Annotated in this window: 14 protein-coding genes; 2 read left to right on the top strand and 12 right to left on the bottom strand. The window is 54.1% G+C overall.

What is annotated here, in order from left to right; genetic code table 11:
- Positions 1–571 precede the first annotated feature (571 nt).
- The 5 genes from JUK32_RS15310 to infC all read right to left on the bottom strand — a co-directional run bounded on the left by JUK32_RS15310 (position 572) and on the right by infC (position 7,980).
- Positions 572–1,870 (bottom strand): hypothetical protein, encoded by a 1,299-nt coding sequence (locus JUK32_RS15310; protein ID WP_204139725.1) that lies wholly within the window; start codon positions 1,868–1,870, stop codon positions 572–574.
- 169 nt (positions 1,871–2,039) lie between these two features.
- The gene (locus JUK32_RS15305) at positions 2,040–3,407 is read right to left on the bottom strand and encodes a cytochrome P450 (RefSeq protein WP_204139724.1); all 1,368 of its coding nucleotides are present in this window, start codon (positions 3,405–3,407) and stop codon (positions 2,040–2,042) included.
- Positions 3,408–3,462: 55 nt separating this feature from the next.
- A complete protein-coding gene (locus JUK32_RS15300) occupies positions 3,463–4,368 on the bottom strand; it encodes an alpha/beta fold hydrolase (RefSeq protein WP_204139723.1) in 906 nt (301 codons plus the stop codon).
- Between the two features lie 56 nt (positions 4,369–4,424).
- Positions 4,425–7,400: a HEAT repeat domain-containing protein gene (locus JUK32_RS15295; protein ID WP_204139722.1), complete on the bottom strand. Its 2,976-nt coding sequence runs from the start codon at positions 7,398–7,400 to the stop codon at positions 4,425–4,427.
- Between the two features lie 55 nt (positions 7,401–7,455).
- Entirely contained in the window at positions 7,456–7,980 is a 525-nt protein-coding gene (gene infC / locus JUK32_RS15290) for a translation initiation factor IF-3 (RefSeq protein WP_239112700.1), read from the bottom strand.
- Between the two features lie 503 nt (positions 7,981–8,483).
- On the opposite strand from infC, the gene ilvN reads away from it, so the two are divergent.
- Positions 8,484–9,005: an acetolactate synthase small subunit gene (gene ilvN, locus JUK32_RS15285; RefSeq protein ID WP_204139721.1), complete on the top strand. Its 522-nt coding sequence runs from the start codon at positions 8,484–8,486 to the stop codon at positions 9,003–9,005.
- Between the two features lie 15 nt (positions 9,006–9,020).
- Here ilvN and JUK32_RS15280 read toward each other — a convergent pair whose 3' ends face one another.
- The 6 genes from JUK32_RS15280 to JUK32_RS15255 all read right to left on the bottom strand — a co-directional run bounded on the left by JUK32_RS15280 (position 9,021) and on the right by JUK32_RS15255 (position 13,466).
- Positions 9,021–10,226 (bottom strand): class I SAM-dependent methyltransferase, encoded by a 1,206-nt coding sequence (locus JUK32_RS15280; RefSeq protein WP_239112692.1) that lies wholly within the window; start codon positions 10,224–10,226, stop codon positions 9,021–9,023.
- A 9-nt stretch (positions 10,227–10,235) separates the two neighbouring features.
- Positions 10,236–11,105: a tetratricopeptide repeat protein gene (locus tag JUK32_RS15275; protein ID WP_309224554.1), complete on the bottom strand. Its 870-nt coding sequence runs from the start codon at positions 11,103–11,105 to the stop codon at positions 10,236–10,238.
- Positions 11,106–11,199: 94 nt separating this feature from the next.
- Positions 11,200–11,961 (bottom strand): MinD/ParA family protein, encoded by a 762-nt coding sequence (locus JUK32_RS15270; RefSeq protein WP_204139720.1) that lies wholly within the window; start codon positions 11,959–11,961, stop codon positions 11,200–11,202.
- 371 nt (positions 11,962–12,332) lie between these two features.
- Positions 12,333–12,638, bottom strand: a complete 306-nt coding sequence (locus tag JUK32_RS15265) for a DUF2973 domain-containing protein (protein WP_204139719.1) — start codon at positions 12,636–12,638, stop codon at positions 12,333–12,335.
- A gap of 195 nt (positions 12,639–12,833) precedes the next feature.
- Complete coding sequence (locus JUK32_RS15260) at positions 12,834–13,175, bottom strand: DUF2605 family protein (protein WP_204139718.1); 342 nt, start codon at positions 13,173–13,175, stop codon at positions 12,834–12,836.
- 45 nt (positions 13,176–13,220) lie between these two features.
- The gene (locus tag JUK32_RS15255) at positions 13,221–13,466 is read right to left on the bottom strand and encodes a TIGR02450 family Trp-rich protein (RefSeq protein ID WP_204139717.1); all 246 of its coding nucleotides are present in this window, start codon (positions 13,464–13,466) and stop codon (positions 13,221–13,223) included.
- Between the two features lie 205 nt (positions 13,467–13,671).
- Between JUK32_RS15255 and JUK32_RS15250 the strand changes: the two genes are divergently transcribed.
- Positions 13,672–14,427, top strand: a complete 756-nt coding sequence (locus JUK32_RS15250) for a DUF429 domain-containing protein (protein ID WP_204139716.1) — start codon at positions 13,672–13,674, stop codon at positions 14,425–14,427.
- Positions 14,428–14,446: 19 nt separating this feature from the next.
- On the opposite strand, the gene JUK32_RS15245 is transcribed toward JUK32_RS15250, so the two are convergent.
- Positions 14,447–15,652 carry a glutathione S-transferase family protein gene (locus JUK32_RS15245; protein ID WP_204139715.1) on the bottom strand — a complete coding sequence of 402 codons (1,206 nt, stop codon included), beginning with the start codon at positions 15,650–15,652 and terminating at the stop codon, positions 14,447–14,449.
- Between the last annotated feature and the right edge of the window lie 21 nt (positions 15,653–15,673).

Here is a 15,673-nt window from a genome sequence, read left to right as displayed (position 1 = left end):
AAGCAAGGCGACCAGCAATTAACTTAAATAAATCCATGCTGATCCTATTTCAAAATGTCATGAAATGCGCTCAAGAAGTAGTTTTCTTAAAATGGTTGATACCTGTGCTGACATGTCTAGAGCCTAGTTCAAGCTGCAAGCCTGAATATCAGGAAGGCAATTTTAAACAAACCGTAAAGTGATGGGATCGCAAGCTGTTGGGCGACCTAAACCTTGGCGGTGCAATGTCTATCGGGCAGATTTAAGTCATTCGGTGGAGATGATTGGTTCCAGTAAAATATGTTTTTTGGTACCAGCATCAAACCATAAATCAGAGTGACCTAAGTTGGATTTTTCCCTGGCTCGCGGCTCAGATACTCAACCGAAACTATGGATGGAATTGCTCGCTGGGGCGGTGGCTGAGGCAGGGTCGGCGCAAAATATAGCTGAAAACACGGAAAGTTGATGCCGTCGGTCCCCCACCCGGTCTAGCCTCGGAGCAACCTTGCCTCATGCGTCTTTCGTCGAGTTGCTGGACTGCTGTGTCTGGATCGTTTTTGGGACCGGAGGGTGGCGTAGTCGTGGGCGGCGATTATTCTTCTGTTGTCTGGTTCGCAGGCGTTGCGAGTACGTCCCAAGGAATACTGTCGTCTTCGGAGGCTCGGATGGCAACTTGGGCCGCACCGACTCGGTTAAGATGGCTCGGATCCGCAAAGAACAGGTTTTGTCCGGGCCATTCATTCAGCAAATCGACCACGACAAAGTCGCCATTTTGGGCTTCTTGCTGGAGAAACTGCTGAAACTGTTGCTCATATCCCGATCGCGTTTCATCTAAATAATCGTCGCTGAGGGGCAGGTTGATAAACACGAGGGGAATGCTGTTGCTGCGGGCAAAAGCCGCGATCGCTCGGGTAGAAACGGCTTGTACCCCCTCTAAATTGAAGTTGAGGTAGGCGTCGTCATATGCGCCCGGCACGCGGGGAAAGCTCTGATAGTAACTGTCAGGATTGAACACGTCATTCACGGCTAAAAAGCCATATCCATTGATACTGCTGACGGGCATGGCCTGGGTTTTATCGCGAGTGGTATTGGCGGTATTGAGGGTTGCCGCGAGGGGAGTCTCGGACGCAAAGGTGGGGCGATCGCCTGCTTGCACAGCGGCAAATCCCGGCGACTCTAGGATTTGGGCAAAGGTGCGATCGAAGCGACCGCTGTTGAAAGAGCGCGACCCACCCGCCCAAATGATCATTTTGGGCATCTGCTCTGGGGTCAATAAATAGCGCAGGATAAAGCTCACCACTTGAGCTGTCGCACCATTCACGGCAAAGTTATACACCTTGAGGTTGGTATAGCCTTGTTGGGCTAACCGCTGCTCCAAAATTTGAGGATTCAGTCCCTGCAACGCCCGAGAGCTGCCGATGATCAGGATGTCGGGGTTATCGAAGGTGGCAATGTAGGACAAGTAGAGCGCCAACTGTTCGTCCAAAACGCGATTGCCCAACGGCGGAAAAACGGCCAGGCGCGCCGACTCTTCGACCCGCTGCAGCGCGATCGCTTGGTTGGCCAAATATTCGCGGGTCTTACGCTGGGCAAACAGCCACTCGGGGCTGTCGGTAGAGATGGCTTGTAATGCCTGAATGGCCTCCGACCAAGCCGTGGCCACGGCGCTCCATTCGCTGGCAGTGTTGGCAGACTGGGCCAGTTGTGCCGCCGTTGTCGCCGCCTCAAACGCTTGTGATAACAGAGCTTTTGACGACTCTGCCTGAGTCGGTTTAGCCTCCGCTAGCGTCGCTGGCGCTGATAATGGCGTCCTGACCGCGCGATCGCTCGTCGTGGAAACCGTTGCGGAACAAGCGAGTCCGGTCAACCCGCCCCACGTGATCGCACTCACTACGATCCATCCCCACTGTCGTTTGACCTGATGCATGGCACCGCCCGGATAATTCGCCTGCTACTGTGTCCAGTATCAAACAAGATCTGGTGAGTCGGCAGCAAAAAGTGAAATTCGGTGAAAAATAAATGGTCTAGACCAGAAATCGGTGGATGACGTCAGTTAGCCATTAAAGGGCCACGGGAGCGGGGACTGAACGAGGCCCCTGATAAATCATTTCCACCCCGTTTTTCATCCCCAAGGTGACGCCGCGACGCTCTGGGATGGCGGGGCGATCGCTCACGAGCTCAAAGTCGTAGTGCGTCAACAACGTGCCGAGGATGATTTTGAGCTCATACATAGCCAGGGCATAGCCAATGCACCGCCGCGCGCCGCCGCCAAAGGGCATAAATTCAAAGGCGGAATATTGTCGTTCGAGAAACCGTTCGGGGCGAAACTCGGATGGTTGGGGATACAAGTCTTCGCGGTGGTGCAGCAGGTAAATGCAGCCGACCAACAGGGTGCCGGGATCAATCGCGTGCCCCATTAGTTCAAGGGGCTGTTGGGCGACCCGCGCAAAGGTCAGCATCGCCACAGGATAAATCCGCAGGGTTTCATGGCAGACGGCTTCTAAATAAGGCAACTTGGTGAGCGCCATAGCGTCGTCGTTGGCCCCAGCAATGGCAATCTCGTCGCGAATTTTTGCCCGAATGTTGGGCTGATAGTGAGCCCAATGCAGGCCCCACGCGATCGCGGTGGCAGTGGTTTCGTGTCCGGCCACCAACAGCGTCATCAATTCATCGTGCAACTCGGCATCCGACAGCCCCTGCCCCGCTTCATCCTGCGCCATGATCAGCAGCGACAGCACATCCTGATGGCTGGCATCGACCGAGGCCCGGCGATCGCGAATCTCGGCATAGAGCAATTCATCAATTTCCGCTGTCAGACGGGCAATTTTGGCCCCAGGACTCCAGCTGCCATAGTTCTTTCTCAACACCGGAAAAAACACGACTGTCGAAGCGAGGGGCTTACTGACCATATCGAGCCGTTCGGCTAATAAACTTTCTAAGCGCCGACAGCGATCGCCTTCATGCAGGCCAAACACCGCTTGCAAAATTACTCGCATGGTCATTTTCTGAATGAGCTGTCGGGCTTGTAGAGCTTGGCCACGTTGTAGCTCGGCCATCACCTCTAGGGTAATTTGGCGAATCAGGTCGGCATATACCTTCAGTCGTTCGCCATGAAAGGGCGGCATGATCAGCTTGCGCCGTTGGCGATGTTGGTGACCCGAAAGCAAGATGACCGAGTGCTCTCCTAGCAGTGGCTTGAGGATGTTGTTGGTTTCGCCGGGGGCACTAATGGCGGCTCCCATGTCTTGACTGAGTACCGTTTTTATTGCTTCAGGATGATTCAGAAACACCCACTCCAGCACCCCCCAGCGAGCAAAAAATAAGTCGCCGTAGCGCCGATAGTTAGTCTCCATATAGTCCAATGGCCGAAAAATCCAATTGGCTAACTGCGCGTAGGGATAGGTTTGAGTAATGGGGACGGTGTTCATGGGGCGATAGATATGACAGTTATCCACAGCCTATAAGGTGTATTGCCTAACCGGGCTAGGGTGTAGTATTTTTTCCCAACTCGGCGGCGATCGCGGCGTTAAAAGTCTCCGGCTCCACGAGATGGGGCCAATGGTTGCCGGGAATCGTTTGCACTTCTAAATTGCTCAGGTATTGGTGATAAGGGCGCGTTTGCCAGGCCATGCGGTTTAGCCCTTGCTGCGGCAATAACAGGGTCGTCGGGGTCGCCAACGGCTCCGTCAACCCGGCGGTTTGCAAAATGTCGTCAAAGACGCCGTTGCGGGCGGCGATCGCAAACTTACTCCGCCATTGCCCATCCGTCTGCTGCGCCATCCCAGCGTGAAAAATGGCTTGCTGTTGGGCACTCCAGCCCCGATATTGCTTCAGTCCCTGGGCCACCGCCTGAGCTTGCTCCCGATCAGCAAACGGCCCCATCACCTTGAGGAAAGGCAACGTGCGATACAAGATGGGAAACGTAGGGCGAAAGGCAACGGGCAGGCGATTTACAAAAAAGGGATCGACCAGGATGAGGTGGCGCAAGCGCTGGGGATATTGCCGCGCCCACCACAGTGCCACTTTGGCCGCCCAAGAATGCGCGATGACCGTCGCGGTATTTAGCGGTAGCTGCACACAAAACTGCTCCAGATCATCGGCGATGAACCGAGCACCATAGGCCGAGGCCGGGGGCTTGCTGCTGTCACCGTGGCCCCTCAAATCAGGCGCGAGGCAACGGTAGCGATCGCCCAAATGCTGTGCCAAACTTTGCCACACCAAACTGTGATCCGCTAGACCGTGCAGCATCACCACAGGGAGCCCCTCCCCGGCTTCGCGATAAGCCAAAGTCAGGTCAGTGCTTAACTTCAGGTGTTGAATCGGAAACGATGCCTGGTTCAGTGGCACGCGCGGCGGCTCCTGCTCTCTACGCTCAGGTTGAACATTCATGCCCCAGCCTCTCGGTGCTGTTTGGCCTTTGGGCTCTCGGCTGAAATCAGTGGGCCTCAATCCACCTGTAATTCTGCCATCAGTTCTTTAACCTGATTGCTCACCAGTTCATTGGGGTCTTGGCGCATGACCGGCAGCAGCTCTCGCAACACTCGCGGCGAAGCCACCTGCAAATAGGACAGCACCGCTTCGCGGACAAAGCCCGTGGGATGCCTGAGACAGGCGACGGTATTTTCCGCACTCAGGCTCCAGCGTTGGGCCCGGGCCAAGTGGAAACAGCAGGCCAACGCCCAATCCGACAGAAAATAGCGCAAATCGAGGAGATAGCGCAGGCGATCGCTGGGCTGCATCTGCCGATAGACAAACAGATTACTCTCTCGCAGCACGTCCACTTTTTCGCCCCAATTCCGCCGATCCAAAATGGTCAAAATCGCCCGTTTGCTGGGAATGTCGAGGGTGTTATCCAAAATCTCGATGCCCCGCGCTTGGTTCGAAACACTGCCCCCCTGCCAACTCACTTGGGCCGCCTGAATCGCCCCTGGTGGCGAAATGAACCGCAACAGCATAAAAATGCGTTCTATCGCGTCCTTTTGCAACTCTTCCAGCGCCCGCTGTAACAGATTGGCCTCGCGCCCAGGGAGGACGGCATCCTCCAGATCGAGCAAGGCTCCACAGATTTGACCAATAAACGTCAGTTCCTGATTGATCAAATCTTCCACCCCGTCGCGCCCAAAGCGGTCTAACGCGGCGTCGATGCCCTGGTTACGCTTGAAGCCCGTCTCTTGCACCATGCGCAACAAAATCCGCAGCAGGGTGCGGCGGGTGCTCCCCCAACTGGTGATCAGATTTTGCAGCAGACAGTCGATCGCGGCATCGCTGCCCATGTTGCCAATCGCCTGCCAGGCTTGGTTGCGCAAACTATCGGGCCGATAGGGATCCAGCGCTACCTCTGCCAACATGTCCAAAGCGTCATTGCCGAGGCGGGTCAGGGCTTGGCTGGCTGCTTCCCGGGTCGATTTGTACTGCAATGCTTTCATCAAAGACGGATAGTATTCCTCCAGGTTGGTGGCCGCGATCGCCTCCAACAGCGCTCGTCTCACCCGCAGCGACTCATCCTGCAACAGATTGGGAATATAGAGTCGTAATGATTGTAAATAATCCGCTTCCCCCAGAGCGCGACATCCCATCACCCGCTCGCGCTCGTGCTCATGGGTCAGCATTTGGCGCAGGGTGTTCACGGCCTCATTCTTTTCGCGGGCGTTACCATGCTTCAGCATTAGCGAAGCCGCCGTCCCCCGCACCACCGGGTCAACGTCCGAGCTGAGATAAGACTGCAAACGCTCGATCGCTGGACTGTCGTCGGTAATCCAGATATACCGCAGCGCCAGCGCTAGAATTTCCGGTGGCTGCTCAGTCTTCAGCAATTCCCTGACGGTTTCGGCATACTCGCTTCCCGGATACTCCAGCATGGCCTCCAAGCTTTGCTTGCGCAGTGACAGGGGCAATGTCATCAGCCGGGGGGCCAATACCTCCCCCACACTTTGCGGATCCAGTTGGGAAAGGAGTTCAATGCAGGAGCGCTTTTCAGCTTCCGAGCCGGGCTTCTCTAACTGCTCGACAAAGGCTTTACGCAATGCCCGCAGGTTGGCCTCACTGCCGCTGAGCAAGCCCCGCTGGGCGCTTTTGACCAGGAGTTCTAAATATTGCGATCGCAAAAACAAAATCGCAATCAACCAGACCCCCGCTAAGAACGCAATCACCCCCAAAAAGAACTGCGCCTGCAACAGTTGACTCTCAAACCCGAGAAAATCGGCCCAGGCAATCACAAACAAAATAAACACGCCCGTGCCCCCCATTGCCAGCGGCTCAGCGATGCCCCCCACAAGCGATTGAAAAAGGGTGCGCTCACTGTCAGGAATCGGTTGGAACAACACCGGGCGCGTACTGGCAACCAGCGTGTAACGCAGCCACTCATCGAAAAATTTCAAGACGACGAGGCCCAAAAATAGTGCCGTGCCCCCCAACAGGCCAGGAAAGCTGCCAATCATCGTCATGAGGCTGATGCCAATAATCACCACGGGCAGTAGTGACAGCACCGCAAATACCCCCTGACGCTCAATCAGACGGCTAGAGGTAAACCACTGGGTTAAGAGTTCAATCAGGCCCAGCAAACCACTGAAAATCCCTAAAAAGGCGGCAATCTCATCCACTTCCAGATTGAGTTCGAGCTGCGTCAGGTATTCAAACTCGATTAAATACATAACGATTTGAGCCAGCACAAAAAAGCTGAACAGCATCACCACATATTGGCGAATGGTGCCGCGCGATCGCTGCGCTTTATGGTCATCTTGGCCAGCTTCTGCCTGTTGCTGTAGCGAATCTGGAAAGGCGTGCTCATAGTTGCGGCTAATCAGCCACAACACCCCAGAACCGGCCAGCATGATCAAAAATGCCAGCACCAGCACATTTTGCAAGCCGACAAAACTAACCAGGAAAAACACCGAAAACCCGCTCAGGACATCGGCCACCAAGTTGCCACTACTCACCAGCGGAAAGGTGCGCTTAATTTCTCGAATGTTGAACAGCTGATTCGCCGTGATGGAAACGTTGAGGTCATTCAGGCCGTAAATGGCTTCTGTCCACAAGCGCATTGCGAAAATGGTGATCGGCAACAGCGGCTCAAAAGCCAAGCCCCAACGAAATAGCAGCACCGGCCCAGCCATCAACACCGCAATGACCACAATGACCCAACGCAGGGGAAAGAACTTTTGCAGCCAGGAATAAATGACGCTGAGTCCAAACCCGACCCCCGCGCTAAAGATGTAAATCCACGGCAGCGAGTCTGGGCCGTAAGTATCTAAAAACAACGCCGCCGAACTGACTTCTAACCACAAAATCCCCATGGAGGTAGCGGTATAGAACGCGAACATCAAAAAAGTCCGCTTAGTCTCGTTGGGGCGCAGATTAATAATACGCAGCAGCTGTTGCTGCCACTGAGGCAGAGACGGTGAAGCAGTCCGGCTCGATTTCATATGCTAAATGCAGGGAACAGTCGGATCGCGATCGCCAATCCAGTTAGCTAAACGGCTACTTTTTCGGCGACAACAGCATCATCATATTCCGACCTTCCCGTTTTGGAGCCTGTTGCATTTCACCCACTTCGCCCAAATCATTAGCCATGCGGCGCAGCAGCTTTTCGGCCAAGTCTGAATGCTGAATCTCGCGTCCCCGAAACATCACGGTAGCTTTGACTTTGTCGCCAGACTTCAGAAAGCGATGGGCATTTTTGACGCGCACGTTGTAGTCGTGATCGTCAATTTTGTAACGCATCTTAACTTCTTTGACTTCGGCGTTATGCTGACGCTTCTTGGCTTCCCGAGCGCGCTTTTCTTGTTCAAACTTGTATTTGCCATAGTTGATGATGCGACAAACCGGAGGATTGGCTTTATCACTCACTAACACCAAGTCCAGATCCTGCTCTTCGGCCATCCGAAGCGCTTCATTCGGAGCCATAATGCCCAGCTGATCGCCATCGGCTCCAATCAGGCGAATCTCAGGGAAACGGATATTCTCGTTAATGGGCGGTAAGTTTCGAGGATTTCGGCTTCGCATGCGCGGCAAAGAATAAATAAAGAGAACAGAAGTCGTGAACTCAAAATTGATCGTTCTATAGCCTAATCGCTGTTTTTGATTTCGTCTAGAGGGAAAAATCCCCATAGCAATCAACTTCAGCACTCGATGGCAGAAACATCTTTACCGATACTAAGGGCGGAGCCCGAATCTGCACATCTATTCATTGCGAAGTCCGACAAAATGTTTACATATGCTACGTCCCTGGCGAGTGACTGGCAGGAGTCGGTTACCAGTGGTTAGCGATCGTGGCACTCTCCAACCACTGATGGCCTGGGGTGAGCGCTTCATCGATCCGCCTACTCAGCTGTCTAATACCGTCAGAAACACTTCCGCCCTCTTGCTCGAGCGTTCACGGCCAAGACGGGGCGAAGTATTTATATAACCCCCAAATTTCTGCTTAACAAAAGGCAGTCGTCAGGCTAGGATCATCTCTTGTCTTACAAACGCTACCGGCCTGTAGCAGCGGGTTTGTCGCCAACATCATGAAACATACATTGTCAGTTTTAGTCGAAGACGAGGCGGGGGTTTTGACTCGCATTGCGGGACTATTTGCCCGACGTGGCTTCAATATTGAGAGTTTGGCAGTCGGCCCGGCAGAGCAGATGGGCGTCTCTCGCATCACGATGATGGTGCCCGGCGATGATCAAATTATTGAGCAAATTACGAAACAGCTCTACAAACTGATCAATGTGCTCAAGGTGCAAGACATTACTGAGGTGCCCTGTGTTGAGCGGGAGTTGATGCTCATCAAGGTCAACGCTACGAGTGTCAACCGCTCAGAAATTTTGGAGTTGGTGCAAATCTTTCGGGCGCGAGTGGTCGATGTTTCGGAAGATGCTCTGACGGTGGAAGTGGTGGGCGACCCTGGCAAGATGGTGGCAATCGTACAGGTGTTGAGCCGATTTGGCCTGCGGGAAATTGCCCGCACGGGCAAGATCGCCCTGACTCGCGAGTCGGGGGTGAACACAGAATATCTCAAGTCTTTGCAGAGTAAGTTGCAGTAGCGATCGCTCTCGCCCTTACCTCAGCGGCGGCAGCGTGAGTCCTTTCAAGGTTTGCTGCTCAGGAGTTGTCAGCCCTTTGCCTTGAATCAACACGTTGAATTTGCCGACTCCCAGCGGATTCATCAATTGATGCAGCGCCTCCCGTCGTTGGAGGGCGTATCGCACCGCTTGGGGAGACGACGACTCAATTTGCATGAGTTGATTTAAGCGATCGCCCAGCCCTAACGCCATCAAAAATAATTCCTGTGGCACCTGTCCCAGATTACTTAATCCGGCGCGATCTCCCTGCCGTGCTAAGGCGGTGAAATCGACCTGGGCGGTGATGTCTTGCTGGCCGATATTAATGAGCGGGTCGTTGTGGTGGGCGTGTTGGTAATAGCATTGCAGCGTGCCTTGCGATCGCGCGGGGCTGTAGTAGCGTTCGGCTGAGTAACCATAATCAATTGTCAGGACATAACCCTGGTGGAGCTTGGTGGCCACTTGCTTCAGCCACTCCAAAGCAGCCAGGTTAACTTCTGTGGTGTAACCATCAGGATAGGTGTCCAGCGTAGGGACTGTTCCGACCCATGCAAAATAGGTGCTGAGTGCTGGTTGCGAGAGCGGCCCCAAGACTGTAACGAAAGGCTGATCGGTGCCCTCGCGATAGGTGATGTACTGTTCTTGCCAGCCGGTTGGCGTAAGGGTGACTCGATGCACGGGCAAGGCATCCACCAGTTCATTCGAAAAGCAGCAGCCAGTCACCGACGCCGCTGGCATATCTGTTAACTTGCGCCAATCAATGGGCACTGCTGCGGCTTGCCAGCGCGCTAGGCGGGCTTGCTGCACTTGACGCAGGGCCTCTGAGGTTTCGACCAGCGTGTAGTGAACAGCCGCAAAACAGTTGGGATATTGCCGCTGCAGATAAGTCAGGATGGTGTTAGCGAGCAGTCCTTGCCCTGGCCCCATCTCCACCAGATGAAACGGTTCAGGCTGACCGAGGTGGTGCCACATCTCCACCCATTGCTCGGCCAGGAGCTCCCCAAAATCTGGCCCCAAATGCACGGAGGTGGCAAAGTCGCCGCCCATGCCTAAAGGCTCGGTCTTGCTGGTGTAGTAACCATGCTCAGGATGATAGAGGGCCAGCGCCATAAAGTCGGCAAAGGGGATCTGCTGTTGGGGCGATCGCTGAATGCGATCGCGAATTACCGCACAGAGTTCGGGCTTACCCAGGGAGACGGCCATGGTCACAGGCTAAAGCTGCGCCAAGACAGCTTGTACGTCTGGATGGTTGAAAAAAGCGTCCGTGTCAGCAATCAGCTTGGGTCCCCACAGGTTATCCACTAAGAACTGCACATCGGCATAGCGACTGTCTTTTTCCAGCGCTGGAATGCCGATCGCTAGCGCTGCGGCGACATCCCCTTGGGCAAACTTGGCCACCGCGATCGCCAGCTCCGGCTCGGGTTCCATCGGCGCAATTTCCAGGGATTCTTCCCAGCGAGCGATCGCCGATTCCACCTTGTCCTGCTCGTACTCCACCAGGCCAATGTTGTTGACCGACGGCCAAAACTCAGGGTCCAAACCCACCGAGCGCTCGTATTGCGCGATCGCCGTATCAAAATCATTCAGCTTGAAATAGGTGTTGCCTAAATCAAAGAGCGCTCCGGGATTATCGGGCTCAATCGCTAAGCCTGATTCCAGAAAATCCGACGCCTTTTCATAATCACCTTTCCGAAAATGCGCCGTCCCCAGGGCAAAAAGTACCGCCGTATTATCAGCTTCTAAAATTTTGGCTCGACTAAGGGCAGCGATCGCCTCATCAAACTCTTCGACTTGCAGATAGAGGCTGCCCAAGAGACCCCACACGGCAGCACTGGTCGGCACTAGTTGAGCGGCCAGTTGAGCCTGTGCCAGGGCCAACTCATATTGCTGCAGCTGGGCTAATTGGGCGGCCTCTTGGGCCAAAGCCAACCCCTGCTCCTCTAGGCGCTCAGCCTCTAAGGGCAAGACATAAGGTAAAAGAGCCTGCGCCCGGACGGGCACCGCCACTGTCCAGAGCCCAACCGCCGTCAATGCAGAGAGTAAAGATGTCCGTATCAGCACAATGAGTCCTTGAATTCGCACCTAGCGCTTGCCATTTGTCAGCTTAGCTTATCCGATTACTTTCGCCATTGAGCGATCGCTCAAGGTAAATAGCGGAGCGGCGACTACCAGCTCCCTACTCAAGTAGCAACTCAGCAATGTCGGTATAAATCTGAGTCAGCGGATGATCGGGAAACCGGAGGCTAAAAATATCACTACTGCCCAGCTGCATCATCTCTTCCGTCAGCGGCACCACCGATGCCACCGGAGCACCATAAGTTTCTTCCACTTCCTTCTTTAAGGCGACAAAGTCAAAAGAAGACAGCGCCTTATTGACCAGCAGCAGCATTTTGGGCACTTCTAGCCGTCGAGCAATATCGACCGTGACGGCAGTGCCCTGAAAATCTTGGCGATCAGGACGCAATATCAACAATAAGATGTCCGAAATAGTAATGGATAGCAGCGTCTCTTCGTTCAGACCCGGATGGGTGTCGATAAACAGATAGTCTAAATTGAGCTGCTGAATTAACCCCTGGAAGCCATCGTTCAGTAGCCCGACATCATAGCCTTCACGTAGCACCCGAGCAATTTCCCCTGCCTTCAGACTGGAGGGAATTAAATAAATTGCGCTATTGCTGCCGCCCTGACCTTGAAGCTTATGGGTCACGTCATAGGCGGCATCTTCCACCGCACAGCGCCCCCATAAATAGTCATTGAGGGCCAAATTCATGTCACTTTCGTCAAAGCCAAACAACACATGAATCCCAGGAGACTGAATGTCAGTATCCACAATGCCGACTCGCTTGCCAGTGCGGGCCACGGAGGCAGCTAGATTCGCCGTTGTATTTGACTTGCCGGTGCCTCCTCGAAAGGAGTGGACAGACACCACCTTGACCATATGCCTACCTTCCAGGGTTATCGCGCTACTCTATCGTCACTCAAAAACTTAAGCATATCGGGAGTCACAGCGGTCATGCCTCAGTACTCTTGAAGCTTACCGTGTTTGATCGACGTCACATTGCTGTAGATGTGCCAGTTGTATCTGTGATAAGTGTATGGGAATCCTTCGGTTTATCTTGAAAATTAAGTGCCGAAATTCACAGTCATACCGTGACGCTTTGCAACGCTGAAGCGTTATCCCTTGCTGCTGTAGACCATTCAACTGTCGGCAGCAGAGCGAGTGATACACCGACTCAATATTGTTGCATCACTCAAATTCAGATTAGCTGAATTGCTTTGAGATGACGTAGCGCGCTTCTGTGCCAAGGGTTATACATCATCATCGGCAGTGTTCTCAGAACTGCCTTCATAAAGGGCATCTAACTGCTCTCGGGCATCTTCTAAGGAGATGGATTTCATCACCAATAAGGGTTCATCCAAAACTCGTCCGGTGTTGTCCAGCATTTCAGGGTGAGGGGCTGAGCGCATGCCATCGTTCTCGGGAACATTGCCAAAGCCCCGGTTGCGAGGGGCACGACGGGCGTCGGTGCCAAACATGATGATGTTGCGGATCAAGTTACTGACAGCCAACACCGATAGAACTGCGAATGCAATGATGTAAAGAGCGTGCAGCATGATTTCTGTGAGGTGGCTCCTAAAGGCTTTGATAAGGGTGGACAAATACCAGCGTGATTGCGGGCGATTCGTCTTCTGTACTCAGTGTATCGAAGGTCGAGGGTGATTTTCAGACGATCGCCGAAAACCTTGATGCTTGTTGTCACTCGTTGAGCAACAAATGCTTGTGATCCTGGTCTTGGTCAATGACATCAATTAATTTGAGTCTGGGCTGTCTGCATTGTGCTCTCGGATAAAGCGTGATGTCTGCCAGCATTTACTCACCAGCTGATGCCACTGCCCCACCACCGCCATATCGACGCCAGCGCGACCATCAGTCGCTAACAGCAGCGTCTTGGCGGTGGCGACCGCCTGTTGCGCCGTAGCCAACTCTTGTTCTAAGGTTTGGCGATCGCTGGCGGCCAAACAATTCGCTCGGGAAGACTTTAACAGCGTTTGAGTTTCGCCAAACCAGTACTGAAAGTCTGCCAGCAAAGGTTCTAAAACTGCCTGGACGATGGGTTGGTCGGGTTGGTTGGAAGGCTCAGTTGCTGACATCGTGACTCGTAATCTCAAAGCACCTATTGTCAGCGTAACAATCTTTTACCGTTGACTGCTTTGCTGCTCTTGCAGCGATTGCCAGCCCGCTTGCCAGGCGTGGCGATTTTTCAGTCCCTTCGCATTAATCCAAAATCGTACGTCGGGATCACACGCCGCCACCATCTCCGCGAACACTATGCCGTGCTCATTTTTGCGAGTCACCACGCGAAAGTGTCGCCAACCAAAGGTCTTTTCCTGGGCTGTCCATTTCGACCCTATAAGGTGTGGGTACTTTTGCTTTTTGGCCATTATTTAAGATGCCCTATGGTCTGCGATCGCTCTCCATGTATGATTCCAAAATATCAGCGATCGGGGTTGCCGATCTCATCAGCCGAGTGAGTGAGGTTGCCGATATCCGTAAATCTGGAAGCTGCTCCAAAGCCTCTGACCCGTCGCCATCGTCCACAATACAAGGGTCAATAGTCGAGCTGATCGGGTGAACCCAAGGTGCATCATGTATTTTGTCGGGATTGATTTGGGTTGGCAGTCTGGCGGCAGTGGCGTGTGTCTGCTGCAAGCGCAGCAGGAAAGACTACAGTTGCTGAGTTTCCATCACTGCGACAGCCGAGCAGCAGTGTTGACATTGTTGGATCAGCTCATTTCGCCGACGGCACCCGCGTTGATTGCCGTCGATGCCCCCACCCTGATTCCGAATGAAACCGGGATGCGGGAATGCGATCGCCTCGCTCACCGATATTTTGGCAAGTATGACGCGGGCTGTTATCCCGCCAACCGGGGACGCCCCTTTGCCCCCGCCTTACTAGAATTTGGCCTGGAGCTGGAATCCCGAGGCTTTCGTCACGCGCCGCAGATCATGCCCCAACAAGCCGGGCGTTACCAAATTGAGCTGTTTCCCCATCCCGCCACGATCCATTTATTTCGGCTGTCCAAAATTTTGAAATATAAAAAAGGACGTATTGCCGAGCGCCGACAAGCCCTCGCCCAATTGCGTACCTTGCAACTAGACCGGCTTGCCAAGCTGACACCCAGCCTGGCGCTGCGGGATAGTGATCTCCCCAAGTTGCCCACGGGTGGCAAAGCCCTGAAGGCGGCTGAAGATCAGCTAGATAGCCTGACCTGTGCCTATGCCGGAGCCCATTGGTGGTGGTGGGGTTTGGCGCGCAACTGGGTGCTGGGGGATGCTGCTGGCGGCTACATTGTGGTGCCGGCTCCGTATCCCGATCAAGTGGCTCCTGCACTTGGTGAATAACCCGATTGGCGGATTACCGTTAAACCGGGGCAAATTCCACCGGGTTTTGGTCGCGACGATGGCGTACGGGAATCGCTGGCCCCTGCCGGTCACCGACCAGTGCTGCGGTCTGTTCCAATGACGCTCGGAGCCGCTTGGCCGCGTAGATTGACATGTCACGGGGCACATTGATGCGATCGCGCAAATATCGCAGGCCCACGTCCGTTCCCTTGGGGGGCGGGCAAGATTCTCCAGTCATCAAATGTGTGAGGGCGCAGCGTAGCGCTTCATCAAAGCGTTGGTCGCGCGCTGGGTTTACCCGAATAAGGTTGCTCCGGTGCTGCAAAACTCGCTGTAACGCCTCAGCTCGCGACGTTTTCGGTTCAGGATAGCGGACATCCGGCAGGCCCAACCAAGGCCCCTGGTCAACTTGTTGCTGGTGACGACGCGCCTCGGGCGTTCCGTTCTCGTAGCAGCCCCCCATTTGTGGCGGCAAATCGTGGACGTGGGTATGGAAGTCGCTTTGGGTACCCCGATAGGTTGAACGGCTTTCTAACCCATCAAACCAATCCGACAAGCGTGGGTTGACCTCTCGCAGAGAGTAGCCTTTGTAGTAATAGAGGCTGGCGTTCATCCGCTCGACATAGGGCACAAAAATGATGTCAGCGGCGCTGAAGGTGTCAAGGAAAAATGGCCCTGGCGTTTGGCTGAGGGCGGCTTCTACCTCTTCCACCACGCGCAGGAACTGTTCGCGGTGATAGTCTTCTTCGCGCGGCGATCGCGCCGGATAGCACAGCCACCCGCACCAAGCCTGGAACAGTAACCGTTCCAGCTTACGCAGTGGCATCACCTGGGGAGATTGTAAGCCCCACGCCACGGGGCCAAAGGCTCGTTCCAACGCCATCAAAATGTCGTCGCTCTCAGTGATTAACTGACCATCGAGCTCCAGCGCGGGCAGCATCCCCGAAGGCACTTTGCGCTTATACCAGGCTTCTTTTTGCCCGTAGCAAAACATCGTGATCTTGTCGATGCGGTAGGGAATCCGCTGCTCTTCTAGCCAGAGCCAAACTTTTTGACAGTAGGGACACCAAGCATGATTATCGCGGTACAGCGTGACCCGAACATCCGCTTCCGAATGTCCAAAAAGGCGAAGTTTAGCTTGGGCATTGGTGGGGCCGTTGACGCGGTCGATCTCAAAGTCAGTGAGCGATTCAAGGTCTTGCCAACTCATGCACTGGATAGTCATAAAATCAAGCCTGGATAGAAT

The sequence above is a fragment of the Halomicronema sp. CCY15110 genome (assembly GCF_016888165.1).
GTDB lineage: Bacteria > Cyanobacteriota > Cyanobacteriia > Phormidesmidales > Phormidesmidaceae > Halomicronema.
The sequence above is the reverse complement of the archived record's forward strand: the minus strand, read 5'-3'. Positions and strand labels throughout refer to the sequence as shown.